The sequence below is a fragment of the Variovorax sp. TLI9-5A genome, from assembly GCF_056867935.1.
The window spans coordinates 747556-771010 of sequence record NZ_CP200310.1; the positions used below are offsets into that span (position 1 = coordinate 747556).

The 23455-nt window shown below is 67.0% G+C and carries 26 protein-coding genes; 21 read left to right on the forward strand and 5 right to left on the reverse strand.

All coding sequences use genetic code 11. The annotated features are described in order from the left end of the window. The first annotated feature begins 58 nt into the window (after positions 1 to 58). From purT to AC1VNX_RS03645, 10 genes are all read left to right on the forward strand, one after another. Positions 59 to 1261, forward strand: a complete 1203-nt coding sequence (gene purT, locus AC1VNX_RS03600; protein WP_483155504.1) for a formate-dependent phosphoribosylglycinamide formyltransferase — start codon at positions 59 to 61, stop codon at positions 1259 to 1261. 152 nt (positions 1262 to 1413) lie between these two features. Further along, positions 1414 to 2355 (forward strand): alpha/beta hydrolase, encoded by a 942-nt coding sequence (locus tag AC1VNX_RS03605; protein WP_483155505.1) that lies wholly within the window; start codon positions 1414 to 1416, stop codon positions 2353 to 2355. A gap of 121 nt (positions 2356 to 2476) precedes the next feature. Further along, positions 2477 to 3322 (forward strand): helix-turn-helix domain-containing protein, encoded by an 846-nt coding sequence (locus AC1VNX_RS03610; RefSeq protein ID WP_483155506.1) that lies wholly within the window; start codon positions 2477 to 2479, stop codon positions 3320 to 3322. 19 nt (positions 3323 to 3341) lie between these two features. Next, positions 3342 to 4217: a branched-chain amino acid ABC transporter permease gene (locus AC1VNX_RS03615; RefSeq protein ID WP_483155507.1), complete on the forward strand. Its 876-nt coding sequence runs from the start codon at positions 3342 to 3344 to the stop codon at positions 4215 to 4217. Between the two features lie 7 nt (positions 4218 to 4224). Beyond that, on the forward strand, positions 4225 to 5301 hold the full coding sequence (locus AC1VNX_RS03620; RefSeq protein ID WP_483155508.1) for a branched-chain amino acid ABC transporter permease: 1077 nt from the start codon (positions 4225 to 4227) through the stop codon (positions 5299 to 5301). A gap of 37 nt (positions 5302 to 5338) precedes the next feature. Next, complete coding sequence (locus tag AC1VNX_RS03625; protein WP_483155509.1) at positions 5339 to 6118, forward strand: ABC transporter ATP-binding protein; 780 nt, start codon at positions 5339 to 5341, stop codon at positions 6116 to 6118. A gap of 339 nt (positions 6119 to 6457) precedes the next feature. Beyond that, positions 6458 to 7231: an ABC transporter ATP-binding protein gene (locus AC1VNX_RS03630; RefSeq protein WP_483155510.1), complete on the forward strand. Its 774-nt coding sequence runs from the start codon at positions 6458 to 6460 to the stop codon at positions 7229 to 7231. Positions 7232 to 7236: 5 nt separating this feature from the next. Continuing rightward, positions 7237 to 9096: an AMP-dependent synthetase/ligase gene (locus AC1VNX_RS03635; RefSeq protein ID WP_483155511.1), complete on the forward strand. Its 1860-nt coding sequence runs from the start codon at positions 7237 to 7239 to the stop codon at positions 9094 to 9096. A 47-nt stretch (positions 9097 to 9143) separates the two neighbouring features. After that, a complete protein-coding gene (locus AC1VNX_RS03640) occupies positions 9144 to 10307 on the forward strand; it encodes an ABC transporter substrate-binding protein (RefSeq protein ID WP_483155512.1) in 1164 nt (387 codons plus the stop codon). Between the two features lie 7 nt (positions 10308 to 10314). Continuing rightward, positions 10315 to 10776: an EVE domain-containing protein gene (locus AC1VNX_RS03645; RefSeq protein WP_483155513.1), complete on the forward strand. Its 462-nt coding sequence runs from the start codon at positions 10315 to 10317 to the stop codon at positions 10774 to 10776. Between the two features lie 22 nt (positions 10777 to 10798). Here the strand turns inward: AC1VNX_RS03645 and AC1VNX_RS03650 are convergent, their stop codons facing one another. Together AC1VNX_RS03650 and AC1VNX_RS03655 are read right to left on the reverse strand one after the other, a co-directional pair. After that, a complete protein-coding gene (locus tag AC1VNX_RS03650; protein ID WP_019657800.1) occupies positions 10799 to 11452 on the reverse strand; it encodes a MarC family protein in 654 nt (217 codons plus the stop codon). Between the two features lie 2 nt (positions 11453 to 11454). Beyond that, the gene (locus AC1VNX_RS03655) at positions 11455 to 12201 is read right to left on the reverse strand and encodes an SDR family oxidoreductase (protein WP_483155514.1); all 747 of its coding nucleotides are present in this window, start codon (positions 12199 to 12201) and stop codon (positions 11455 to 11457) included. A 73-nt stretch (positions 12202 to 12274) separates the two neighbouring features. On the opposite strand from AC1VNX_RS03655, the gene AC1VNX_RS03660 reads away from it, so the two are divergent. Together AC1VNX_RS03660 and AC1VNX_RS03665 are read left to right on the forward strand one after the other, a co-directional pair. Beyond that, positions 12275 to 12880 (forward strand): DsbA family protein, encoded by a 606-nt coding sequence (locus AC1VNX_RS03660; protein ID WP_483161869.1) that lies wholly within the window; start codon positions 12275 to 12277, stop codon positions 12878 to 12880. Positions 12881 to 12929: 49 nt separating this feature from the next. Continuing rightward, positions 12930 to 13613 (forward strand): dienelactone hydrolase family protein, encoded by a 684-nt coding sequence (locus AC1VNX_RS03665; protein WP_483155515.1) that lies wholly within the window; start codon positions 12930 to 12932, stop codon positions 13611 to 13613. Between the two features lie 70 nt (positions 13614 to 13683). On the opposite strand, the gene AC1VNX_RS03670 is transcribed toward AC1VNX_RS03665, so the two are convergent. Next, positions 13684 to 14598: a LysR family transcriptional regulator gene (locus AC1VNX_RS03670; RefSeq protein ID WP_483155516.1), complete on the reverse strand. Its 915-nt coding sequence runs from the start codon at positions 14596 to 14598 to the stop codon at positions 13684 to 13686. Positions 14599 to 14731: 133 nt separating this feature from the next. Here AC1VNX_RS03670 and AC1VNX_RS03675 point away from each other — a divergent pair, with 133 nt between their 5' ends. Together AC1VNX_RS03675 and AC1VNX_RS03680 are read left to right on the forward strand one after the other, a co-directional pair. Continuing rightward, on the forward strand, positions 14732 to 15058 hold the full coding sequence (locus tag AC1VNX_RS03675; protein WP_483155517.1) for an alpha/beta hydrolase: 327 nt from the start codon (positions 14732 to 14734) through the stop codon (positions 15056 to 15058). Between the two features lie 218 nt (positions 15059 to 15276). Then, positions 15277 to 15645: a DUF4148 domain-containing protein gene (locus AC1VNX_RS03680; RefSeq protein ID WP_483161870.1), complete on the forward strand. Its 369-nt coding sequence runs from the start codon at positions 15277 to 15279 to the stop codon at positions 15643 to 15645. Positions 15646 to 15731: 86 nt separating this feature from the next. Here the strand turns inward: AC1VNX_RS03680 and AC1VNX_RS03685 are convergent, their stop codons facing one another. After that, positions 15732 to 16910, reverse strand: a complete 1179-nt coding sequence (locus AC1VNX_RS03685) for a magnesium transporter CorA family protein (protein ID WP_483155518.1) — start codon at positions 16908 to 16910, stop codon at positions 15732 to 15734. 19 nt (positions 16911 to 16929) lie between these two features. Next, on the reverse strand, positions 16930 to 17943 hold the full coding sequence (gene hemB, locus AC1VNX_RS03690; protein ID WP_483155519.1) for a porphobilinogen synthase: 1014 nt from the start codon (positions 17941 to 17943) through the stop codon (positions 16930 to 16932). A 341-nt stretch (positions 17944 to 18284) separates the two neighbouring features. Between hemB and AC1VNX_RS03695 the strand changes: the two genes are divergently transcribed. From AC1VNX_RS03695 to rpsG, 7 genes are all read left to right on the forward strand, one after another. After that, positions 18285 to 18713, forward strand: a complete 429-nt coding sequence (locus tag AC1VNX_RS03695) for a CopD family protein (RefSeq protein ID WP_483155520.1) — start codon at positions 18285 to 18287, stop codon at positions 18711 to 18713. Between the two features lie 11 nt (positions 18714 to 18724). After that, positions 18725 to 19864, forward strand: a complete 1140-nt coding sequence (locus AC1VNX_RS03700) for a VanZ family protein (RefSeq protein ID WP_483155521.1) — start codon at positions 18725 to 18727, stop codon at positions 19862 to 19864. A gap of 57 nt (positions 19865 to 19921) precedes the next feature. Beyond that, positions 19922 to 20275 (forward strand): (2Fe-2S) ferredoxin domain-containing protein, encoded by a 354-nt coding sequence (locus tag AC1VNX_RS03705; protein WP_093208502.1) that lies wholly within the window; start codon positions 19922 to 19924, stop codon positions 20273 to 20275. 35 nt (positions 20276 to 20310) lie between these two features. Then, positions 20311 to 20943, forward strand: a complete 633-nt coding sequence (locus AC1VNX_RS03710; protein ID WP_483155522.1) for an alpha/beta hydrolase — start codon at positions 20311 to 20313, stop codon at positions 20941 to 20943. 40 nt (positions 20944 to 20983) lie between these two features. Next, positions 20984 to 22153, forward strand: a complete 1170-nt coding sequence (locus tag AC1VNX_RS03715) for a D-alanyl-D-alanine carboxypeptidase family protein (protein WP_483155523.1) — start codon at positions 20984 to 20986, stop codon at positions 22151 to 22153. A 211-nt stretch (positions 22154 to 22364) separates the two neighbouring features. Further along, entirely contained in the window at positions 22365 to 22742 is a 378-nt protein-coding gene (gene rpsL, locus AC1VNX_RS03720) for a 30S ribosomal protein S12 (protein ID WP_013543948.1), read from the forward strand. Positions 22743 to 22894: 152 nt separating this feature from the next. Then, positions 22895 to 23368, forward strand: coding sequence for a 30S ribosomal protein S7 (gene rpsG, locus AC1VNX_RS03725; protein ID WP_007829591.1), 474 nt, complete (start codon positions 22895 to 22897; stop codon positions 23366 to 23368). Positions 23369 to 23455 lie beyond the last annotated feature (87 nt).

Consider the following 23455-nt stretch of genomic DNA (forward strand, 5'->3'; position numbering starts at 1 on the left):
GGCTTACAGTGCTGCGGTTGCTTTTTTCCGCTCTTTCCGTTCTTTTCGATTTCCGACCATGACCACCCTCGGCACCCCCCTTTCCCCCTCCGCAACCCGCGTGATGCTCCTGGGCTCCGGCGAACTCGGCAAGGAGGTGCTGATCGCCCTGCAGCGCCTCGGCGTCGAGACCATCGCCGTCGACCGCTACGAGAACGCGCCCGGCCAGCAGGTGGCGCACCATGCACGCACCATCACCATGAGCGACCCCGATCAGCTCAAGGCGTTGATCGAGGCCGAGAAGCCCGCGCTGGTGGTGCCCGAGATCGAGGCCATCGCCACGCCCATGCTGCAGGAGCTGGAAGAAGCCGGCACGGTGCGCGTGATCCCCACGGCCCGCGCCGCCCGCCTGACCATGGACCGCGAAGGCATCCGCCGCCTGGCCGCCGAGACGCTGGGCGTGCCCACCAGCCCCTACAAGTTCTGCGACTCGCTGGCCGAGCTGCAGGCGGCCATCGACGAAGGCATCGGGTACCCCTGCATCGTCAAGCCGGTGATGAGCAGCTCCGGCAAGGGCCAGAGCAAGATCGACGGGCCCGCCGACGTGCAGAAGGCCTGGGACTACGCCATGGCCGGCGGCCGCGTGAGCCATGGCCGCGTGATCGTCGAGGGCTTCATCGACTTCGACTACGAGATCACGCTGCTCACCGTGCGCGCCAAGGACGCCTCCGGCGGTGTGCAGACGCAGTTCTGCGACCCCATCGGCCACGTGCAGGTGAGCGGCGACTACGTGGAAAGCTGGCAGCCGCACCCCATGGCCCCCGCCGCGCTGCAGAAGGCGCAGCAGATCGCGCAGGCCGTGACGGCCGACCTGGGCGGCCAGGGCCTGTTCGGCGTGGAGCTCTTCGTGAAGGGCGACGAGGTCTGGTTCAGCGAGGTCAGCCCGCGCCCGCACGACACCGGCATGGTCACCATGGCCACCCAGTGGCAGAACGAGTTCGAGCTGCATGCGCGCGCCATCCTCGGCCTGCCGGTGGATACGTCGCTCAAGAGCCCGGGCGCCAGCGCGGTGATCTATGGCGGCGTGGACGCCACCGGCATCGCCTTCGACGGCGTGGCCGATGCGCTGCAGGTGCCCGGCAGCGACATCCGCCTGTTCGGCAAGCCCGAGAGCTTCACCAAGCGCCGCATGGGCGTGGCGCTCGTGCATGCAGCCGACACCGACACCGCCCGCAAGCTGGCCAAGGAAGCCGCTTCGCGCGTGAAACCCCGCACGGCCTGAAGGGGCGCGTAGCCAGTTTCCGCAAGCCGCGCTGCGGTGGCGCGGGCATGGTGCAGGGGCTTGCCGGGCCGGTCGGGTGCGGGTGCGTGCGGATACCGCGCGGGCCCGATGCCTTCCACACTGGACGCTCGCAACGATCCACCGGAGACACCATGCTGCACCCCCAGGCGCGCGCCCTGCTGGACTTCATCGAGGCGCGCGGCATTCCGCCGACGCACACCCTGTCGCCCGCCGATGCGCGGGCCTTCTACCGCGAGCGCCGCACCGCCACGCAGCCGCTGCCGCCCGAAGTGGCCGAGGTGCGCGACCTCGCCGCCGACGGGCCGCACGGCACCATCCCGGTGCGCCTGTACCGGCCGATGGGCTCCGGCGTTGGGCCTTTGCCGGTGCTGGTGTACTACCACGGCGGCGGCTGGGTCATCGGCGACCTCGACACGCACGACGTGCTTTGCCGCGAGCTGGCCAACGGCGCGGGCTGCGCGGTGGTTGCGGTGGACTACCGCATGGGCCCCGAGCACCGCTTCCCCGCCGCCGTCGACGACGTGCTGGCTGCCACCCGCTGGGTGCGCCGCGAGGCCGCCGCGCTGGGGCTCGATGCGAGCCGCCTTGCGGTGGGCGGAGACAGCGCGGGCGGCAACCTCGCGGCGGTGGTGTCGATCGCCGCGCGCGACGCGGGCGACCTGCCCATCGTCTACCAGCTGCTGATCTACCCCGCCACCGACATGCGGCGCGGCCACCCCTCGCACCAGGCCAACGGGCAGGGCTACCTGCTCACGGCGGACACGATCCGCTACTTCCACGACCACTACATCACCGATCCGAAGCACGACCTCGACTGGCGCGCCTCGCCGCTGCTGCACCCCGATCTCTCGAGGCTGCCTCCGGCACTGGTGCTCACCGCCGGCTACGACCCGCTGCGCGACGAAGGTGCCGCGTATGCCGAGGCGCTCACCGCCGCCGGCAACAGCGCGGTGTACGTGTGCTTCGAGCGGCAGATCCACGGCTTCGTGCCGATGGGCAAGGTGCTCGACGAGGCCAACGCGGCGGTCGCGCTGTGCGCCGCCGAGCTGCGCCGCGCGTTCGCGGCGGCATAGGGAAAGTCCTCGCGCAAATCGGCGCAAACCCATATCGCGCTGGCGGCCCGCGCCGCTACGATCCAGCCAACAAAGGACGCCGCCACGAAGCGGCAGTCCACCGATGCAGGAGACAAGCACCATGCAGCGAACGAGGACGACGCCGCCGCCCGCGCGCGGTGCCGAGAGGCAAGGCGAACGCCTGATGTGGCTCACGCCGCACCGCGTGTTCTACGCCGGCCTGCTCGGTGCCGCTGCCGAGCGCACGATGGGCGGGCACGGCGTGTACGTATCGCCCGCCGGTGCGCCGCCCACGCGCATCCGCATCGGCGGCGGGGCCTGGATGAGCGGCGAATTCGTCGTGGTGCCGCCGCACGTGCCGCACGAGGTGGAGACCGCGCATCCGCTGATCTTCAACCTGTTGATCGAATCGGAGTCGGTCGACCCCGCGCGCATGCCGGCCTTCCTGCAGCACTGCGGCCCGGTGGAGGCGCCGGCCTTCGTGCAGCGCGTGCGCGATGCCCATGCGAACCTGCTTGCTGCCTCGGCGCGCGGCATGAACTTCGAGGGCTTCGACTTCGACACCATGTTCTTCGGTGAGCCGCTCGCACCGCGCGCGCTCGACGCGCGCATCCGCAAGGTGGCCGACGCCATCAACGCCGATCCCGCCGCGCCGGCCTCGGCGGAGGAATGGGCGGCTTCGGTGCACCTGTCGTTCTCGCGCTTTTTGCACCTGTTCAAGCAGGAGACCGGCATGGCCTTCCGTGCCTTCCGGGCATGGAAGCGCGCGCGCAGCCTGCTGCGCTACGTGCGCCAGAGCAGCACGCTGACCGACATCGCGCTCGACACCGGTTATCCCGACTCGACGCACTTCAGCCATTCGATCCGCCAGGTCTACGGCCTCAAGCCCAGCGACATCGTGGCGGGTTCGCGCCGGCTTGCGCTGCACGACGCGGCCGGCGGCAGCGGCGGCTTCACCCGGCAATGAACGCGGCGGAACAGAGTCCATGCAGATTCTTCAGCTGCTGCTGTCGGGCATCGCGCAAGGCTGCATCTACGGCCTGATCGCGCTGGGCTTCGTGCTCATCTACAAGGCCACCGAGACGGTGAGCTTCGCGCAGGGCGACCTGATGATGCTCGGTGCCTTCGGCGCGTTCGCGGGCATGTCGCTTTTCGGCATGCCCTTCTGGCTCGCGGCCATCCTCGCGGTGGTGGCCATGGCGGCCTTCGGCGTGCTGCTGGAGCTGGTGGTGATCCGGCCCATCCTCGGTCAGCCGCAGTTCTCGATCGTGATGCTGACCATCGGCATCGCCTACGTGGCGCGCGGGCTCATCACCATGGTGCCGGGCATCGGCACCGAGACGCACACGCTGGCCGTGCCCTACAAGGACCAGATCTGGAAGCTGGGCGAGCTGGTGGTGAACCTGGAGCAGTTCGTCATCATCGTCGCCACCGCCATCCTGTGCGGCCTGCTGTTCGCGATGTTCCGCTACAGCAAGCTGGGCATCGCGATGCAGGCCTCGTCGCAGAACCAGCTCGCGGCCTACTACATGGGCATTCCGGTGAAGCGGCTCAACGGGCTGGTGTGGGGGCTCGCGGCGGCTGTGGCGGCCATTGCGGGCATGCTGCTGGCGCCCATCACCTTCGTGCACGCGAACATGGGCTTCATCGGGCTGAAGGCCTTTCCGGCGGCGGTGGTGGGCGGTTTCGGCAGCCTGCCGGGCGCGATCGTCGGCGGGCTGGTGATCGGCATCGTCGAATCGTTCGCGGGCTTCTACCTGCCTGACGGCTTCAAGGACACGGCGCCGTACATCGTGGTGCTGCTGATGCTCATGATCAAGCCGAACGGCCTGTTCGGCGAGAAGCTGCGCAAGAAGGTGTGAATCTCAGATGCGCTTCATCTTCAAAACGACATACGACCAGGACATCCGCCTCGCCAAGCACGGCGGTCATGTGTTCTGGTACGGCCTGCTGGCGGCCTTCCTGCTCGCGGCGCCGTGGGTCATCGACGAGTACTGGCTCGCGCAGCTGACCTTCGTGCTGATCTACGGCATCGTTGGCCTGGGGCTGATGCTGCTGGCGGGCTTCACGGGGCAGTTCTCCATCGGGCATGCGGCGTTTCTAGGCGCGGGGGCGTACACCCAGGGCGTGCTGACGAACATCGGCGTGCCGTTCCCGCTGGCGCTGATCGCTGCCGCGGCGCTGTCGGCGGCGGTGGGCGTGGTGGTGGCGCTGCCGGCGCTGCGGGTGAAGGGCATCTACCTGGGCATCGCGACGCTCTCGTTCGGTTTCATCGTCGAGGAGGTGTTCGCGCGCTGGGAGAGCATGACGGGCGGCAACGCGGGGCTGCACGTGAAGTCGCCGCAGCTCTTCGGCTGGTCGCTGGGCTCGGGCGAGGGCTTCTATTTCCTGTGCCTGGTGGTGGCGGTGCTGGCGACGCTGGGCATCCTGAACCTGCTGCGTTCGCCGACGGGGCGGGCCTTCGTCGCGATCCGCGATTCGGAGATCTCGGCGCAGAGCATGGGCATCCACCTGGCGCGCTACAAGACGATGTCCTTCGCGATCTCGGCCGCGCTCGCGGGGCTGGGCGGCGCGCTGTATGCGCACAAGCTGAGCTTCATTTCGCCGGACCAGTTCAGCATCCTGCAGTCCATCGACCTGCTGCTGATGGTGGTGATCGGCGGACTGGGCTCGGTGCACGGCGCGTTCCTGGGCGCGATCTTCCTGATCGCGATGCCGCAGCTCATTTCCATCGGCAAGGACTGGCTACCCGAGGCCATCGGACAGGCGCCGGGCCTGCAGGGGCTGGTGTACGGGCTGGTGCTGATCGCCTTCGTGCTGTTCGAGCCGCTGGGGCTGTACGGCCGCTGGCTGAAGATTCGCACCTGGCTGCAGCTCTTTCCCTTCTACCGCAAGGGCCTGTTCAAGCGGCAGAAGTCCTTCACCAAGTCGGACCGGCTGAGATGAGCGGCGGCGACATTCTTCTTCGGCCAGGGAGCTGAGCGTGCGCTTCGGCGGCGTGCTCGCGGTCAACAAGGTGAGCTTCGACGTGCGCCGCGGCGAGGTGTTCACGCTGATCGGGCCGAACGGCGCGGGCAAGACGACGGTGTTCAACCTGATCAGCCGCATCTACACGCCGACCACCGGCGCGATCGAGTGGCATGGCGAGCCGGGCGGGCCGCTCGCGCTGACGCAGCAGGCACCGCATGCCATTGCGGCGCTGGGCATCGCGCGCACCTTCCAGAACATCGAGCTTTTCGAGCATGCGACGGTGCTGCACAACCTGCTGATCGGCCGCCACACGCACCGGCAGACCGGTTTCTGGAGCGAGGTGTTCTTCACGCCGGCCACGCGGCGCGCGGAGATCGCGGCGCGAGAGAAGGCCGAGCAGGTGATCGACCTGCTGGACCTTCAGCACCATCGCGACTCGATGGTGGCGGGCCTGCCCTATGGCGTGCGCAAGGTGGTGGAGCTGGCGCGGGCGCTGTGCACAGAGCCCAAGCTGCTGCTGCTCGACGAGCCTTCCTCCGGCCTCAACGTGGAGGAGACTGCCGACATGGCGTTCTGGATCCAGGACATCCAGCATGAGCTGGGCGTGTCGGTGCTGATGGTCGAGCACGACATGTCGCTCGTGTCGAAGGTGTCGGACCGGGTGCTGGCGATGAACCAGGGCGAGGTGCTGGCGACGGGATCTCCCGGCGAAGTGCAGGCCGATCCGCGCGTCGTCGAGGCGTACCTCGGAACGGTGGACGACGTGAGCAGCCTGAGGAGGGTGGTGGCATGAGTGCCTCATCCGCTGCCTTTTGGGGACGCCCGGCGTGCGGCACAGCGCAGTCGCCCCCACTATGCCGGCCCTTCGGGCTCCCTTCCGGTGCTTGCTTTCCGCGGGGTCCCGCCCAAACTCGCTTCGCTCAAACAAGGGCGGGCCCTTATCCGCGGAAAGCTGCTCTCCTCAGCGGCACAGAGGGGGCGACCGCGCTGCACCGCACACCGGGCTTGGTCGGAGGTGTGTTCGCCCTGTGCGTGTCCACGGCGTTGGGGCCCCTGTCTCCGGCGGGCCGGTGACGTCGGCCCGCCGGAGACAGGGGCCCCAACGCCGCTCCCCGAACGAAGGAGCCACCGCATGAGCGACATCGTTCTTCAGCTGATGAACGTCGAAAGCGCCTACGGCCCCATCAAGGCCATCAGGGGCGTGAGCCTGAAGGTCCGCAAGGGCGAGATCGTGACGGTGCTCGGCTCCAACGGCGCGGGCAAGACGACCATCCTGAAGACCATCTCGGGAATCATCGACCCGCGCAAGGGCAGCATCGAGTTCCAGGGCAAGGACATCACGGCCAAGGACCCGGCCTACATCGTCCAGCAGGGCCTGAGCCACGTGCCCGAGGGGCGCGAGGTGTTTCCGCTGCTGTCGGTGAAGGACAACCTTCTGATGGGCGCCTACACCCGCAAGGACCGCGACGGCGTGGCGCGGGACATCGAGACGGTCTACGCCTACTTCCCGATCCTGCGGGAGCGTGCCTCGCAGGACGCCGGGCTGCTGTCGGGCGGGCAGCAGCAGATGCTGGCGATCTCGCGCGCCATCATGGCCGCGCCGCATCTCATTCTTCTGGACGAACCCAGCCTCGGCCTGAGCCCGAAGCTGACAAAAGAGATCTTCGAGATCGTGGTGCGCATCAACCGCGAGCGCGGCACCACCATCCTGCTGGTGGAGCAGAACGCCAACATGGCGCTCAACGCCGCCGACCACGGCTACGTGCTGGAGAACGGCCGGATCGTGATGGAAGACTCCTGCGAACGCCTGAGGGAGAAGGAAGACATCAAGGAGTTCTACCTCGGCATGAAGGACGACGGCGTGCGCGGCGAGCGGCGCTGGAAGAAAAAGAAGACCTGGAGGTAGCAGTCATGCAGCAAGGACTCTGGGACCTGAACACCTTCGCGCCGAAGCACGACATCGTCGTGCCCGGCGACACCATTCCCGCGATGTTCTGGAACGCCGTGAAGCAGCGCGGCGACAGCGTCTGGATGCGGCAGAAGAAGCTGGGCATCTGGCGCAGCTGGAGCTGGCACCAGACGGCCGACGCGGTGCGCGAGATCGCTGCGGGGCTGCAGGCCATCGGCTTCGCGCCGGGCGAGTGCGCATCGATCCTGTCGAACACCGTCATCGAATGGGTGCTGGCCGATCTCGCTGTGCTCAGCTGCGGCGGCGTCTCCAACGGCATCTATCCGACCGACGCGGCCTCGCAGGTGCACTACCTGTGTGAGGACTCGCGCACCACCGTGCTCTTTGTCGAAGACGATGAGCAGCTCGACAAGGCACTGGAAGTGCGCGCCGGCCTGCCGGGGCTGCGCCGCGTGATCGTGTTCGACATGGAGGGCCTGCGCGAGCTCGACGACGCCGGCGTGATGAGCCTCGACGCCCTGCGCGCCCTGGGCCGCGAGCGCCTGGCCGCCGACCCGCAGGCCGTGGAGCGCGCGGTGGCCGCCTGCCGCCCGGAGGACCTGGCGATCCTGGTCTACACCTCGGGCACCACGGGCAAGCCCAAGGGCGCGATGCACAGCCATGCCGGGCTCGTCTACACCGCGCGCGGCTACAACACGCTGGTGGCTCAGGACCAGCAGGACGAGCGCATGTGCTTCCTGCCGCTGTGCCACATCGCCGAGCGCATGGGCGGCGAGTATTTCGCGATGTACACCGGCTCCATCCTCAACTTCGTCGAGAACCCGGAGACGGTGCCCGAGAACGTGCGGGAGATCGCGCCCACCGTGTTCACGGCGGTGCCGCGCGTGTGGGAGAAGTTCTATTCGGGCGTGATGATCGCGCTGAAGGAAGCCGGCCCGCTGCAGCAGGCGGCCTACAAGTGGAGCATCGGCGTGGGCGGGCAGATCGCCGACCGCGTGCTGGCCGGCCGGCCCGTGGGGGCAGGGCTGAAGCTCAAGTTCAGGCTGGCGCGGGTGCTCGCACTGGACAACGCGCGCAAGCTCATCGGCATCCACCGCTCGCGCTTCCTGGTGACGGGGGCGGCGCCCATCTCGCCGGAGCTGGTGAAGTGGTACCTGGCGCTCGGCGTACCGATGCTCGAGGTGTGGGGCATGACCGAATCCTGCGGCGCCTCCACGGCAGTGCCGGCCGCGCGCATCAAGCCGGGCTCGATCGGCCCGGCCACCAGCTACAACGAGGTGCGCGTGGACCCGGCCACCGGCGAGATTCTGGTGCGAGGCCCCAATGTCTTCATGGGTTACCTCAACCTGCCGGAGAAGACGGCCGAGACCATCGACGCCGACGGCTGGCTGCACACGGGCGACGTGGGCGTGATGGACGAGGACGGGTATTTCCGCATCACCGACCGCATGAAAGACATCATCATCACCGCGGGCGGGAAGAACGTGACGCCCAGCGAGCTGGAGAACGAGCTCAAGTTCAGCCTCTACATCACCGATGCCGTGGTCATCGGCGACCGGAGGCCCTACCTCACGGTGATCGTCATGATCGACCAGGAGAACGTCGAGAAATTCGCGCAGGACAACGACGTGCCGTTCAGCAACTACGAGAGCCTGACGCGCGCCAAGGAAGTGCAGGACCTGATCCAGGGAGAGATCGACCGCGTCAACGCCAAGTTCGCGCGCGTGGAGCAGATCAAGAAGTTCTTCCTGCTGGAGACGCAGCTCAGCGCGGAGGACGAGGAGCTGACGCCGACGATGAAGCTCAAGCGCAAGCTGGTGCAGACCAAGTACGCCGGGCGCATCGAGGCCATGTACAGCTGATCGACATTGCAGATCCGTTTTTTTCGTCAACCCGAGGAGACAACCGCATGAAGCTCAAGACACTGACGACGCTGGCCGTGCTGGGACTGGTCGCGACGCTCGCGTCCGCGCAACAGCAGGGCGTGAGCAAGGACGAGATCCGCATCGGCACCATCCAGGACCTGTCGGGCCCGCTCGCGGGCTTCGGCAAGCAGGCGCGCAACGGCATGCAGCTGCGCGTGGACGAACTCAACGAGCAGGGCAGCGTCAACGGCCGCAAGCTCAAGCTCTTCGTGGAGGACTCGGGCTACGACCCGAAGAAGGCCGTGCTGGCCGCGCAGAAGCTGGTGAACCAGGAGAAGATCTTCATCATGGCCGGCCACATCGGCACCGCGCAGAACATGGCGGCGATGCCGGTGCAGTTCGACAAGAACGTCGTCAACTACATGCCGATCACGGCGGCGCGCGAGATGTACGAGCCGCTGAACCGGCTGAAGTATTCGTTCGCCGCCACCTACTACGACCAGATCAGGCTGGCGCTGCCGAAGATGATCAAGGACAAGGGCGCCAAGAAAGTCTGCACCATCTACCAGGACGACGAGTTTGGCCTGGAGGTGCAGCGCGGCGCCGAGGCGGGCCTGAAGGCCGCGGGCATGGAGCTGGCCGAGAAGACTTCGTTCAAGCGCGGCGCCACCGACTTCAGCTCGCAGGTCGCGAAGATGAAGGCCGCCAACTGCGACCTCGTGGTGCTCGGCACCATCATCCGCGAGACCATCGGCACCGTGGGCGAGGCGCGCAAGACCGGCTTCAACCCGACCTTCCTGGGTTCGAGCGCGGCCTACACCGACCTGATCCACAAGCTGGGCGGCAAGGCGATGGACGGCGTCTACGCCACCATGACGGTGCAGAACCCCTACACCGACGAGCAGTCGCAGCCGCTGCGCTTCTGGGCCAACAAGTACAAGACCAAGTTCAACGAGGACCCGACGGTGTTCTCGGTGTACGGCTACGTGATCATCGACTCGTTCATCAAGGCTGCCACCAAGGCCGGCCCGAACCTCACGACCGACAGCTTCATCAAGGCCATGGACAGCATGACCTTCGAGCCCGACATGTTCGGCAGCCCGAAGAGCAGCTACACGGCCACGAAGCGCCTGGGCAATGACCAGTCGCGCCTGTCGCAGATCAAAGACGGCAAGTGGGTCGTGGTTTCGGACTATGTGACACCATGACGGGACCATGCCCAATTACTGGTTGATGAAATCCGAGCCCGACGAGGTCTCGATCGACGATGCGCTCGCCGCGCCCGATGCCACCGTGGCCTGGACCGGCGTGCGCAACTATCAGGCACGCAACTTCATGCGCGACGGCATGAAGGTCGGCGACGGCGTGCTGTTCTATCACTCGAGCTGCCCTGAGCCGGGCATTGCCGGCATCGCGCGGGTGGCCTCGGGCATCAAGCCCGATCCGACGCAGTTCGATGCGAAGTCGCCTTACTACGACGCGGGCTCGAAAAAGGACGATCCGCGCTGGCTGCTGGTGGACGTGCAGGCGCTGCGCAAGACGCGCCTGCTGGCGCTGCCCGAGCTGCGCGCGAAGCCCGAGCTGGCCGACCTGGTCGTGCTGCGCAAGGGCAACCGGCTGTCGATCACGCCGGTGGAGCCGGCGCACTGGAAGATCATCGAGAAGATGCTGGCCTGAACTGCCCGGCCAGGTTTTGTGCTCAGCCGAGCTTGTTCAGGATCGGGAACAGCTTGCCGAGCCCGTCGGCCATCACCTCGACCGCGAGCGCCGCGAGGATCAGGCCCATCAGCCGCGTCATGATGTTGATGCCGGTCTTGCCCAGCACGCGCGCGATCGGCTGCGCGAGCGAGAACGCCAGGGCAGTGGCCAGCGCCACCACCACGCCGTAGCCCACGAGGATCGCCAGCTCCCACAGGTGCTGCGCCTTGTCGGCGTAGATCACCACGGTGGAGATGGTGGCCGGCCCGGTGAGCAGCGGAATGGTGAGCGGCACCACCGCGATCGACGCGCCCATCGACGCCTTCACCTCGGTGGCGCGCAGCTCCTCCACGTTGGTCTTGCTCTCGGCCGGCTTCGCATTGAGCATCGACAGCGAGCTCATGAGCAGCAGCAGCCCGCCGCCGACCTGGAAGCTCGCGATGGAAATGCCGAAGAAGGACAGCAGCTGCAGCCCCAGCAGCGCGCTCACGGCGATGACCACGAAGGCGCTGAAGGCCGACATACGCACCGTGTGGCGGCGTTGCGCGTCGCTGTAGCCCTGCGTGTAGTGGATGAAGAAGGGCACGATGGCCAGCGGGTTGACGATGGCCACCAGCGTCACCAGCGGCTTGATCAGGTCCATCGAGGTGCTCATGCTCAGCGGCCTCCGGTGACGTCTAGCAGGGCCGTGGTGGTGTAGCTAGCCTCGGGCGACAGCAGCCACATGATGGCACCGGCGATCTCCTCGGCGGTGCCGGTGCGCTTCATCGGCACGGTGGGCGCGAGCTCGAAGGCGCGGTCGGGCAGGCCGCCGGAGGCGTGGATCCCGGTGTCGATCAGGCCGGGGCGTACCGCGTTGACGCGGATGCCTTCCTCGGCCACCTCCTTGGCCAGGCCGATGGTGAAGGTGTCGATGGCGCCCTTGCTCGCGGCGTAGTCGACGTACTGGCCCGGCGAGCCCAGCCGCGCGGCGCCGCTCGAGATGTTGACGATGGCGCCGCCCGAGCCGCCGTAGCGCGTGCTCATGCGCCGCACCGCCTCGCGCGCGCAGACGAAGCTGCCGATCACGTTGATGCGGAACATGCGCTCCAGCCGCGCGACGCTCATCTCGTCGACGCGCGCCGTCACGTCGACCACGCCGGCGTTGTTGACCAGCGCGGTAAGACGGCCGAAGCGGGCGTCGACCTTCTGGAACATGGCGAGGACCTGCGCCTCGTCGCCCACGTCGGCCTGCACGGCCATGGCGTTGCCGCCGTTGTCGCGGATGGTGCGCACCACTTCATCGGCGGCCAGCGAGTTGGTGGCGTAGTTGACGGCCACCGCGTAGCCGCGGCTGGCGGCGAGCAGGGCAGTGGCCGCGCCGATGCCCCGGCCGCCGCCCGTGATCAATAGCACCTGGTCCAAAACCTACCTCCTGCAGAGAAACTGCGTGTCAGTTAAAACGACTGGCTTGGATTACATCATTGGGGGCGTGTACATGAGCACCGGCAAGACCATCGACTACTACTTTGCACCCCAGAGTCCGTGGACCTACTTGGGGCATTCCCGCTTTGCGGCGATCGCGGCGGCCGCCGGCGCCACGGTGCGGGTGCGGCCCATCGACATGGGCAGCGTGTTCCCGGTGTCGGGCGGGCTGCCGCTGGGCAAGCGGGCCCCGCAGCGCCAGGCCTACCGGCTGGTCGACCTCGCGCGCTACTCGCAACACCTGGGCCTGCCGCTGAACGTCAAGCCGAAGTTCTTTCCGGTGGCCAGCGACGACGCGGCGCGGGTCATCATCGCGGTCGACATGCACGACGGCACCGAGGCCGCCATGCGCATGTGTGCGGCGGTGTTCCAGGCCGTGTGGGTGCAGGAGCGCAACATCGGCGACCCGAAGGTGCTCGATTCGCTGGTGGTCGAATGCGGGCTCTCGCCCAAGCGCGGCGAGCAGTCGCAGAGCCAGGCGGTGCAGGAGCGCTACGAGGCCTACACGCAGGAGGCCATCGACATCCAGGTATTCGGCGCGCCCAGCTACGTGATCGACGGCGAAATTTTCTGGGGGCAGGACCGTCTCGACTTCGTCGAGCGCGCGCTGCGCCCGTAACCCCGGCATCCTTTTCTTTCATCCGGATGCCATCAAGGAGCAAGACAACATGGGTCAATTCATCGATCTCAAGGCCAAGGACGGCCTGAGCTTTCCCGCCTACGTGGCCGAGCCGTCGGGCAAGCCGCGCGGCGCGGTGGTCGTGGTTCAGGAAATCTTCGGCGTGAATTCGCACATCCGCTCGGTGGCCGACGGCTACGCGGCCGAGGGCTACCTCGCCGTGGCGCCTGCCACCTTCCAGCGCGTCAAGCCGGGCGTGGAGCTGGGCTATTCGGAAGACGACATGAAGAACGGCTTCGGCCTGAAGACGGCCGTCGAGGCGCTGCCGGCGCCGGGCGTGCTGCAGGACATCGAGGCCGCGATCGCCTACGCATCGAAGGCGGGCAAGGTCGGCATCGTCGGCTACTGCTGGGGCGGCCTGCTGACGTGGCGCGCTGCCGCGCTGCTGCCGGGCCTGTCGGCCGCGGCGCCGTACTACGGCGGCGGCATGACCTCGCCGGAAGAAACGGCGCGCCAGCCCAAGGTGCCGGTGCTGGCCCACTTCGGCAACCAGGACCACTGGATTCCGCTGGACACCGTCGAGGCGTTCAAGAAGGCGCATCCCGAAGTGGAAGTGCACGTCTACCCGGTGGGCCACGGCTTCAACTGCGACCAGCGAGGCTCCTACGACGCCGACGCGGCCAAGCTGGCGCGCGAGCGCACGCTGGCGTTCTTCGCGAAGCATCTCGGCTGACGCCTTTCTCTTTCCTCTTCGCTCGCGAATGAAGAAAGCCCGGTGCATGCCGGGCTTTCTTTCTTGTTTCTCAGGACGCCGGCTTGCGCTTGAGACCGGGCCCGTCGCCCACGCGGGTCTGGAGGAAATCGAGCAGCGCGCGCAGCGCGGCGCTGTTGTGGCGCCGCTGCAGGTACGCGGCCGAGAGCCACATGTCCTTGCGCGTGTAGCCCTGCAGCACCGGCACCAGTTCGCCATGCTCGATGTGCGACTGCACGAGGATCGAGGGCAGGTAGATCACGCCGAAGCCGCGCATCGCGACGCGGATCAGCGGGGCGCCCTCGGTGCAGTCCATGCGGCTCTTGACGTGCACGTCCAGCGGCTGGCCACCGTCGTCGAAGCGCCATACCGGCTGGGCGCCGAGCAGCGAGTGGGTGAGCGCCTCGTGGCTGGCCAGGTCGCGCGGGTGCTCGGGCTTGCCGTGCTTCTTCCAGTAGACGGGCGAGGCGCAGACCACCATGTCCATGAGCCGGAGCTTGCGCACGATGAGGTTGGCGTCTTCCACGGGACCGCTGCGGATGTCGACGTCGATGCCTTCCTCGGCCAGGTCGACGGTGCGGTTGGTCAGCTGCAGGCTGATGCTCACGTCGGGGTAGTAGCGCATGAAGTCGGCCAGCAGGTTCGGGAACTCGCCGTTGCCCATGCCGTGCGGGGCCGAGATGCGCAGCCGGCCGCCGGGCTGGCTGGCGCGCTCCTGAAGCTCCGCCTGGGTGAGTTCGACCATCTCCAGTACCGGCGTGCTGCGCTCCAGCAGCAACTGGCCGGCGTCGGTGAGGCTCACGGAGCGGGTGGAGCGGTTCAGAAGGCGCACCCCGAAGCGGGTTTCCAGCTCGGCCACATACTTGCTGACGGTGGCCTTCGACATATCCAGCCTCTTGGCTGCCTGGGAGAAGCTGCCGTGCGAGGCGACCTCCCGGAAGGTTCTGATCAGATCGAGACTGTCCATGTGGATGGGTCCATTGTTTCCATTTTGGGAACGCGATGGTTCGATTCTCCCGGGTTTTTCCTAACTGGTTTGGGCGACACTTGCGTTACACGCCGACGTCGCCAGCCCGGCTGGGCCGTTGGAAGGAACTGGAATGAAGACCCCGAACATCATCGCCGCCGCCGTTTTGTCGCTCTTTGCCGCCTCCGGCGCGCTGGCGCAAGGCTTCGAGCCGGTACAGCCGCTCAAGGCCGTGACCAGCCGCAGCGAAGTGGCCGCCGGCGCGGACGCCGCGGCGCGAGACGGGAATGTCTACGGCGACGTGGTCGCCGTGCCGCTGGCCTCGCGGCCCAGTTCGCTCGACCGGGCATCGATCCGCGCCGAGGCCGTGGCCGCCGCCCACGCGCCGAACCAGAACCTGGACCGCCGCGCCTTCGTCAACAGCGAGGTGCCGCCGCAATTCCAGGGTCCCCGGCGCTAGGCCGGAAGTTTTCCCCAGACAAGGCCGGGCCGGTGCAAACCGGGCCCGGCTTTTTGCTTTGCATGCCTTCATGTCGCCATTGTTTCAATAGAGGAAACACGGTGTCTCTGAACCGGGTGTTCCGGCAATGCCGTTCGCCTGGAAACTCGCCGCACAGGCTCGCGAACCAGCAGGCCTGGTGGACGAACCATCCAACGAACACCCTAGGAGAAATGAACATGAAGACCTCGCAAATCCTCGCCGCTGCCGCCCTGACCCTGATTGCCGTCACCGGCGCTCAAGCCGAAACGTACCAAGGCGTGAACACCGCCGTCTCGACCAAGAGCCGCGACGAAGTCAACGCCGAAGCCGTGCGCACCGCCGCTGCTCCGAACCAGAACGTCGTGCGCGGTTCGCGCGGCGCCGAAACGGTTGCCGTGTCGAAGGACCGTTCGATCGTCGAAGCCGAAGCCGTTCGCACCGCCTACGCTCCCGACCAGAACGTGACCAGCGGTTCGCGCGTCAACAGCAAGGTCATCTCGACCATGCAACACCCGATGGATGCTCGCGTCCAGGCCCAGCAAGGTTCGGGCGCCGTCGCCAAGTAATTGAAGCGGCCCTCCGGGGCTGCCGAAATGCAAAGGGCCACGCGAAAGCGTGGCCCTTTTCTTTGGCCGCAGGCCAAGGGGTGTGGTCAGCGCGTGCGGGCGAGGTAGCGCTTGCGCCAGAAGATCACGACCAGCAGCACGGCGATGACCAGCATGGAGGTCATCGCGATCCAGAAGCCGTCGGCCTTGTGCACCAGCGGGATGAACTCGAAGTTCATGCCGAAGATGCCCGCGATGAGGTTCAGCGGCAGGAAGACGGCGGTGAGCACCGTCAGCACCCGCATGATGTCGTTGGCGCGGTGGCCCTGGACGCTGAAGTGCATCTGCACGGCCGTCTCGGCGTTCTGCTCCAGCCGGTGCACGTGGTGCACCACGCGCTCGATGTGCTCGAGCACGTCGCGGCTGCGGATCATGATGAGCTCCCGCTCGCGCTGTTCCGCCTCGCCCTTGGGCGCGGGGAGCGTTTCCAGCGAGTCGATCCAGTCCTGCATGGCGGCGCGCTGGTCTTCGCAGATCTCGTCCAGGTGGTGCAGCGACTGGCGCGCCTCCATCAGCGCCCCCCAGTTGGTGAAGCGGCTGCGCGGGTCGATCAGCTCGGTCTGCCAGTGGTCGAGCTGCTTGGTGAGCTCGCGTCGCAGATCGAGATATCCGTCGACGATCTGGTTGATGACGCGCAGCATCAGGTCCGCGGGGCCGGTCGGCAGGCGGGCCGAGGTGGCGCGCACGTCGAGCGCCGGTGTGCCGCCGTCGACCGAGGCGGCGGCCAGCAGCCGCGCGGCGAAGGCGTCGCGCACCGCGCCGTCCTCGGGGTGTACCGACAGCAGGACGCGGTCGAACAAGGCGAAGCCCACCGGCCGGGTGTCGACACGGCGCAGCACGGGCGGGCCGCTGCGGGGCTGGCGGGACGCGGCGGCTGGGGCGGGAGCAGGGGCGGCCGGCGGGGCTTCGTTGCCATTGCCCTTGCCGTTTCCCAAAGCGGCCTGGCCGTTGGCCAGCCGCCGGAATACCAGCACGTCGTAGAGCGAGGTGTAGTCGTAGTGCGAGGGAAGCTGGTCGTTGAGCAGGTCGGCAACGTGCAGGTCGACCAGCTGCGTGAGGCACAGCGTCTGCAGGATCTGCTGCACCTCGGCCAGCGAGGCCCGGAATTCATCCCGCGTGAGCGAGATCCAGAGGTAGCCGCTGGCGCCGCAGGCGCCCGGCACGGTCAGCGGCGCCAGCGCGGCGTGCTCGCTGACCTGCGAACGATTGATTTCGAAGATGCGCATGCCCGGTTTCGGCGCGCCGTTACTTCTGCAGCAGGCGCGCGGCGTCGAGCGCGAAATAGGTCAGCACGCCGTCGGCGCCGGCGCGCTTGAAGGCCAGCAGGCTTTCGAGCACCACGGCATCGTGGTCGAGCCAGCCGTTCTGGGCGGCGGCCTTGAGCATCGCGTACTCGCCGCTCACCTGGTAGGCGAAGGTCGGCACGTGGAACTGGTCCTTCACGCGGCGCACGATGTCCAGGTAGGGCATGCCGGGCTTCACCATCACCATGTCGGCGCCCTCGGCGATGTCGATGGCGACCTCGCGCAGGGCCTCGTCGCTGTTGCCCGGGTCCATCTGGTAGACCTTCTTGTTGCTCTTGCCGAGCGTGGCGGCCGAGCCGACGGCGTCGCGGAAGGGGCCGTAGAAGGCGCTGGCGTACTTGGCGCTGTAGGCCATGATGCGCGTGTGGATGTCGCCGCGGGCTTCCAGCGCGGTGCGGATGGCACCGATGCGGCCGTCCATCATGTCGCTGGGCGCCACGATGTCCACGCCGGCCTGCGATTGCGCGAGCGCCTGCTTCACCAGCACCTCGACGGTCGCGTCGTTGAGGATGTAGCCGGTGTCGTCGAGCAGGCCGTCCTGGCCATGGCTGGTGTAGGGGTCGAGGGCGACGTCGGTCATCACGCCCAGCTCGGGAAAGCGGGCCTTCAGCTCTGCCACCACGCGGGGAATCAGCCCGTCGGGGTTGAAGGCCTCGCGGCCGTCGGGGGTCTTGAGGCCGGCGTCGATCACCGGGAAAAGCGCCATCATCGGAATGCCGGCCGCCACGCACTGCTCGGCCACAGGCAGCAGCAGGTCAAGGCTCAGGCGCTCCACGCCGGGCATCGAGGGAACGGCATCGCGGCGCTTCTCGCCTTCCTGGACGAACACCGGGTAGATCAGGTCGTTGACCGTCAGTGCGTGCTCTCGCACCAGATTGCGGGTGAAAGCGTCGCGGCGAAGGCGCCGCGGCCGCCCGGCGGGGAACATGGCCAGAGGGGAAGATGATGACGTCATATATCCAAAATTGTGCCTGAAGCGCCTGTTTACGGCCTCTTGGCACGGGCGTTCGGTTGTCGGACAACTACGGAAAATAGTAGAACCAAGGTTCTCGGTTTTTTGCTTTAAATGTCAAAGAAAGTGCCACAGTCGCTTGAAACCTTGTTTCGTCTTTGTTAAATTCTGAAGCGGGCGGCTTGCCGCTCCCCGCTTTCCTCCCTGAGCGGGTGCCTTGATGTGTGACAGCAAAAGGGCTTCCCAGCCCGACGTGAAGACGTCGGGCTTTTTTTTGCCCGTCGTACGAGTGCGTACCGGGGAAACGGGCAGTACCAGAGAGGGCGCGCCACTAAACTGCCGCCATGCTCTGGGTCAAATCTCTACACATCGTCTTCATTGCAAGCTGGTTCGCGGGGCTCTTCTACCTGCCCCGGATCTTCGTCAACCTGGCGATGGTTCCGCCCGAATCGGTGGCCGAGCGCGAGCGCCTGCTGCTCATGGCGCGCAAGCTCCTGAGGTTCACGACCTTCCTGGCGGTTCCCGCAATCGGCTTCGGCCTGTGGCTCTGGCTGGGCTACGGCATCGGGCGCGGCCCGGGCAACGGCTGGATGCACGCCAAGCTGGCACTCGTGCTGGCGGTGATCGGCTATCACCACGGCTGCGGCGTGCTGCTGCGCCGCTTCGCGGCCGGCGAGAACCGGCGCAACGACCGCTGGTTCCGCTGGTTCAATGAGCTGCCGGTGCTGCTGCTGCTGGGCATCGTGATCCTGGTGGTGGTCAAGCCGTTCTGAGCAGGGCAGCGGTGCACACGGTGGATCGGCCGCAGCACAAGTCCGCCGCGCTTCCCCTGGCGCTCGCGTATGGGGCGCTGATCGTCTACGCCAGCCTCTATCCGTTCGCCGACTGGCGGGACCAGGGGATCGCCCCCTGGGCGTATCTCTCGGCGCCCTGGCCCAAGTACTGGACGGGCTTCGACTTCGCGGTCAACGTGGTCGGCTACGTTCCCTTCGGCTTCCTCTGTGCTCTGGCCGTGCTGCGGACGGGGCGGGCTGCCGGCGTCTGGCATGCGGTGCTGCGCGCCACCGTGGCGGGAGCAGCGGTCTCCTTCACCATGGAGACGCTGCAGAGCTACCTGCCAGCGCGCATTCCTTCCAATGTGGATCTGGGGCTCAACACGGCGGGTGCCGTCGTCGGCGCCGTGCTGGCGGCGGGGCTCGAGCGGCTGGGGGCGGTCGCGCACTGGAGCCGTGCGCGCTCGCAGTGGTTCGCCGAGGACTCGCGCGGCGCGCTGGTGCTGCTGGCGCTGTGGCCCTTTGCGCTGCTTTTTCCGGCGGCCGTCACATTCGGGCTGGGGCAGGTGTTCGAGCGGCTGGAGGTGGCTATTTCCGAATGGCTGCTCGACACGCCCTTCATCGACTGGATGCCGCTGCGCCAGTTCGAGCTCGAGCCGCTGGTGCCGGCGGTGGAGCTGCTGTGCGTGATGCTGGGCGCGCTGGTGCCGTGCCTGCTGGGCTATCTGGTGGCGCGCTCGGCGGTGCAGCGCGCGGTGCTGCTGCCGCTCACGCTGCTGGCCGGCATCGCGGCCTCTGCGCTGTCGGCTGCTCTGAGCTACGGGCCGGAGCACGCCTGGGCCTGGCTCGGGCTGCCGGTGCAGGTCGGCATGGCGGCGGCGTTCTTCGCCGGCGTGCTGCTGCTGTTCGCGCCGCGCCGGCTGTGCGCGGCGCTGCTGCTGATGGGGCTGGTGCTGCAGCTGAGCCTGCTGAACCAGGCGCCCGAGAGCGCGTACTTCGCGCAGACCCTGGCCACCTGGGAGCAGGGGCGCTTCATCCGGTTCCACGGGCTGGCGCAATGGCTGGGCTGGGTGTGGCCCTACGCGGTGATGGTCTACGTGGTGGCGGCCTTGTCGCGCCGCGGGCGGGCCGGTGCGGTCCCGACGAGCTGAGCGTGCGGATTGCTCGGCCGGAGTGAGGGTAAAGAGGGTGGTCACTAAAATCCGCCGATGCCCAGCTCCACCCCAGCCGCACCGTCCGGCTACTACGGCCGCCACATTTTCTTCTGCCTCAACGAGCGCAAGAACGGCGAGGACTCCTGTGCCATGCACAACGCTCAGGAAGGCTTCGACCGCTGCAAGGCGAAGGTCAAGGAAGAGGGCCTATCGGGGCCCGGCAAGGTGCGCGTCAACAAGGCCGGCTGTCTTGACCGCTGCGCCGGCGGTCCGGTGGCCGTGGTGTACCCCGAGGCCGTCTGGTACACCTTCGTCGACAGCGAGGACATCGACGAGATCGTCGAGTCGCACCTGAAGAACGGCCAGGTCGTCGAGCGGCTGCTGCTGCCCCCGAACGTCGGGCGCTGAACTTTTACGCCGGCCCCTTGCTCGTACCTGCGCCAATGAATTCCCAGACCGAAAAGATCAGCCTCCAGGGCGCCGCCGGCGCGATCGAGGTGCAGCGCGACCAGCCTGCCGGAACCCCGCGCGGCATCGCGGTCATCGCCCATCCGCATCCGCTGTTCGGCGGCACGATGGACAACAAGGTGGTGCAGACGCTTGCGCGTGCCTTCGTCGCCAGCGGCTGGACCACGGTGCGCTTCAACTTCCGCGGCGTGGGTGCCAGCGAAGGTGTGCACGACGAAGGGCGTGGCGAGCTGGAGGACATGCTGAATGTCGTCGGCCAGCTCGCGCCCGAGGGGCCGCTGGCGATCGCCGGCTTCTCCTTCGGGGCCTTCGTCGCGGGCGGTGCCGTCGCCAGACTGTGGTCCGAGCGCGAGATCCGGCAGATCGTGCTGGTGGGCACGGCCGCCGCGCGCAACAACGTGGCCACGTTGCCCGTGGAGGCGCACGAGCGCACGCTGGTGGTTCATGGCGAGGCCGATGACACGGTGGCGCTGTCCGCCGTGATGGACTGGGCGCGGCCGCAGTCACTTCCTGTCACAGTCATCCCCGGGGGCGGTCATTTCTTTCACGGACAATTGCCGCTCCTCAAGGGTCTGGTCGTCCGCCATCTGCGCGCGGACATCGCATGAAAGCCTCGCAGGCTTGTTTTCGTCTCTTTCCGAACTCCCAATGAATCGTTTTCTTGGCGCGCTCCGCGCGCTGGTCTTTACCGCCGCCGCCTCCTTCAGCCTGATTGCCGCCGCCCAGATGCCGGCGCCGCCTGAAATCGCGGCGCGCAGCTATCTGCTGCTGGACGTGACCGCGAACCAGATCCTGGCCCAGAAGGACATCGACAGCCCGGTCGAACCGGCGTCGCTCACCAAGCTGATGTCCGCCTACCTGGTGTTCGACGCGCTGCGCGCCAAGAAGATCACGCTGACCCAGACGCTGCCGGTCAGCCCGCGCGCCTGGAAGATGCCCGGCTCGCGCATGTTCATCGACCCCAAGATGCAGGTGCCGGTGGAAGACCTGATCAAGGGCCTGATCGTGCAGTCGGGCAACGACGCCACGGTCGCGCTGGCCGAAGGCGTGGGCGGCACGGTGGAGCATTTCGTCGAGATGATGAACGCCCAGGCCAAGGTGCTGGGCATGAAGAACACCACCTACAAGAACCCCGAGGGCCTGACGGCGCCCGGCCACACCACGACGGCCCGCGACCTGAGCATCCTGGCGACCCGCCTGGTGCGCGACTTCCCGGAAGAAGCCAAGTACTACGCGATCAAGAAGTACCGCTACCCGGGCACCCCGTCGACCAACGACACCAACCGCAATCTGCTGCTGTTCCGCGACCCGACCGTCGACGGCCTGAAGACCGGCCATACCGAAGCGGCCGGCTACTGCATGATCGCCACCGCCAAGCGCGACTTTCCCAACCTGACGGGCGGGCGCCGCCTGCTGTCGATCGTGCTGGGCACCACGGGCGAGACCGTGCGCGCCAACGAATCGCAGAAGCTGCTGAACTGGGGTTACACGGCCTATGACGCTGTCCGCCTGTTCGACGGCGGCCAGCCGGCGGCCACTCCGGCCGTCTGGAAGGGCAAGGCCAACATCCTGAAGCTGGGCCGTCCCGAGCCCATCGTGGTGGCGGTGCCGACGGGCACGGCCAACAAGATCAAGACCCAGGTGTCGCGTCCCGACCCGCTGGTCGCGCCGTTCACCAAGTATCAGGCGGTCGGCTCGCTCAAGGTCACGCTGGATGACCAGCCCCTGGCCGATGTGCCGCTCGTGGCGCTGGAGCCGGTCGAGCAGGCCGGAGTCCTCGGCCGCGCCTGGGATGCCCTGCGTCTCTGGATCAAGTAAGCCGGGGGCGGAAAAAGAGGCAGAAAGGGCTGCTGGCGGTCATCTGCGGCTGCCGACTTTGCCGTTTCAGGCTCGTTTGCTATACTCGTGGGCTTTTCGGAATTTTCCGAAGGGTTTCACGTTTTCGTCATTCCCGGCCTCCTTGAGTCACGACAAGGGTGGTTTCACAGCCAGGGCCGGGGCGTTTCTCGTTTTGGGGACTTTTTAATTCATGCCAACCATCAATCAACTGGTGCGTCAGGGTCGAACGGTCGAAAAGATCAATTCGAAGAGCCCTGCCATGCAGAACTCGCCGCAACGTCGCGGTGTCTGCACCCGCGTCTACACCACGACGCCGAAGAAGCCGAACTCGGCTCTGCGTAAAGTTGCCAAGGTCCGCCTGACCAACGGCTTCGAAGTCATTTCCTACATCGGCGGCGAAGGCCACAACCTCCAGGAACACAGCGTCGTGCTGGTCCGCGGCGGTCGTGTCAAGGACTTGCCCGGTGTGCGCTACCACATCGTTCGCGGTTCGCTCGACCTGCAAGGCGTGAAAGACCGCAAGCAGTCGCGTTCCAAGTACGGCGCGAAGCGTCCCAAGAAGGCCTGATAGGTCTTCCTGTCGTCAAAAACAAACGGTGTTCGGTTACCTTGGCGGGTACATCGAACGAAGTGACCCACTCTCGGGTCGAGTAAGTGAGAGTCCTGACTGGCTCTCGCGGTGCCGGAAACGGTGCCAACTGAAGCAAAGAGGTTAGAAAAATGCCACGTCGTCGCGAAGTCCCCAAACGTGAAATCCTGCCGGATCCCAAGTACGGCAATGTCGAGCTGTCCAAATTCATGAACGTGATCATGGAAGGCGGCAAGAAGGCTGTTGCCGAGCGCATCATCTACGGTGCCCTCGACTTCATCGAGAAGAAGAACCCGGACAAGGACCCCCTCGAGGCGTTCACCGTTGCCATCAACAACGTGAAGCCGATGGTCGAAGTGAAGTCGCGCCGCGTCGGTGGTGCGAACTACCAGGTGCCAGTCGAAGTCCGCCCCGTTCGCCGCCTCGCCCTGTCGATGCGCTGGATCAAGGAAGCCGCCCGCAAGCGCGGCGAGAAGTCGATGGCCCTGCGTCTGGCCAACGAACTGATGGAAGCCACGGAAGGCCGTGGCGGCGCAATGAAGAAGCGCGACGAAGTGCACCGCATGGCGGAAGCCAACCGCGCCTTCAGCCACTTCCGCTTCTAAGAACCAAACTTCGCTTGGGCGTTGGGTGTTGGGTGTCGGGCTTGCAGCCCGCGCTCAAGGCCCAGCGCTCAACGCATTTAACCCGAA

Excerpts from the sequence above, each read along its gene's own strand:
- purT (WP_483155504.1), top strand. The coding sequence starts at position 59 with ATGACCACCCTCGGCACCCCCCTTTCCCCCTCCGCAACCCGCGTGATG.
- AC1VNX_RS03605 (WP_483155505.1), top strand. The coding sequence starts at position 1,414 with ATGCTGCACCCCCAGGCGCGCGCCCTGCTGGACTTCATCGAGGCGCGC.
- AC1VNX_RS03610 (WP_483155506.1), top strand. The coding sequence starts at position 2,477 with ATGCAGCGAACGAGGACGACGCCGCCGCCCGCGCGCGGTGCCGAGAGG.
- AC1VNX_RS03615 (WP_483155507.1), top strand. The coding sequence starts at position 3,342 with ATGCAGATTCTTCAGCTGCTGCTGTCGGGCATCGCGCAAGGCTGCATC.
- AC1VNX_RS03620 (WP_483155508.1), top strand. The coding sequence starts at position 4,225 with ATGCGCTTCATCTTCAAAACGACATACGACCAGGACATCCGCCTCGCC.
- AC1VNX_RS03630 (WP_483155510.1), top strand. The coding sequence starts at position 6,458 with ATGAGCGACATCGTTCTTCAGCTGATGAACGTCGAAAGCGCCTACGGC.
- AC1VNX_RS03635 (WP_483155511.1), top strand. The coding sequence starts at position 7,237 with ATGCAGCAAGGACTCTGGGACCTGAACACCTTCGCGCCGAAGCACGAC.
- AC1VNX_RS03640 (WP_483155512.1), top strand. The coding sequence starts at position 9,144 with ATGAAGCTCAAGACACTGACGACGCTGGCCGTGCTGGGACTGGTCGCG.
- AC1VNX_RS03645 (WP_483155513.1), top strand. The coding sequence starts at position 10,315 with ATGCCCAATTACTGGTTGATGAAATCCGAGCCCGACGAGGTCTCGATC.
- AC1VNX_RS03650 (WP_019657800.1), bottom strand. The coding sequence starts at position 11,452 with ATGAGCACCTCGATGGACCTGATCAAGCCGCTGGTGACGCTGGTGGCC.
- AC1VNX_RS03660 (WP_483161869.1), top strand. The coding sequence starts at position 12,275 with ATGAGCACCGGCAAGACCATCGACTACTACTTTGCACCCCAGAGTCCG.
- AC1VNX_RS03665 (WP_483155515.1), top strand. The coding sequence starts at position 12,930 with ATGGGTCAATTCATCGATCTCAAGGCCAAGGACGGCCTGAGCTTTCCC.
- AC1VNX_RS03670 (WP_483155516.1), bottom strand. The coding sequence starts at position 14,598 with ATGGACAGTCTCGATCTGATCAGAACCTTCCGGGAGGTCGCCTCGCAC.
- AC1VNX_RS03675 (WP_483155517.1), top strand. The coding sequence starts at position 14,732 with ATGAAGACCCCGAACATCATCGCCGCCGCCGTTTTGTCGCTCTTTGCC.
- AC1VNX_RS03680 (WP_483161870.1), top strand. The coding sequence starts at position 15,277 with ATGAAGACCTCGCAAATCCTCGCCGCTGCCGCCCTGACCCTGATTGCC.
- AC1VNX_RS03685 (WP_483155518.1), bottom strand. The coding sequence starts at position 16,910 with ATGCGCATCTTCGAAATCAATCGTTCGCAGGTCAGCGAGCACGCCGCG.
- hemB (WP_483155519.1), bottom strand. The coding sequence starts at position 17,943 with ATGACGTCATCATCTTCCCCTCTGGCCATGTTCCCCGCCGGGCGGCCG.
- AC1VNX_RS03695 (WP_483155520.1), top strand. The coding sequence starts at position 18,285 with ATGCTCTGGGTCAAATCTCTACACATCGTCTTCATTGCAAGCTGGTTC.
- AC1VNX_RS03705 (WP_093208502.1), top strand. The coding sequence starts at position 19,922 with ATGCCCAGCTCCACCCCAGCCGCACCGTCCGGCTACTACGGCCGCCAC.
- AC1VNX_RS03710 (WP_483155522.1), top strand. The coding sequence starts at position 20,311 with ATGAATTCCCAGACCGAAAAGATCAGCCTCCAGGGCGCCGCCGGCGCG.
- AC1VNX_RS03715 (WP_483155523.1), top strand. The coding sequence starts at position 20,984 with ATGAATCGTTTTCTTGGCGCGCTCCGCGCGCTGGTCTTTACCGCCGCC.
- rpsL (WP_013543948.1), top strand. The coding sequence starts at position 22,365 with ATGCCAACCATCAATCAACTGGTGCGTCAGGGTCGAACGGTCGAAAAG.
- rpsG (WP_007829591.1), top strand. The coding sequence starts at position 22,895 with ATGCCACGTCGTCGCGAAGTCCCCAAACGTGAAATCCTGCCGGATCCC.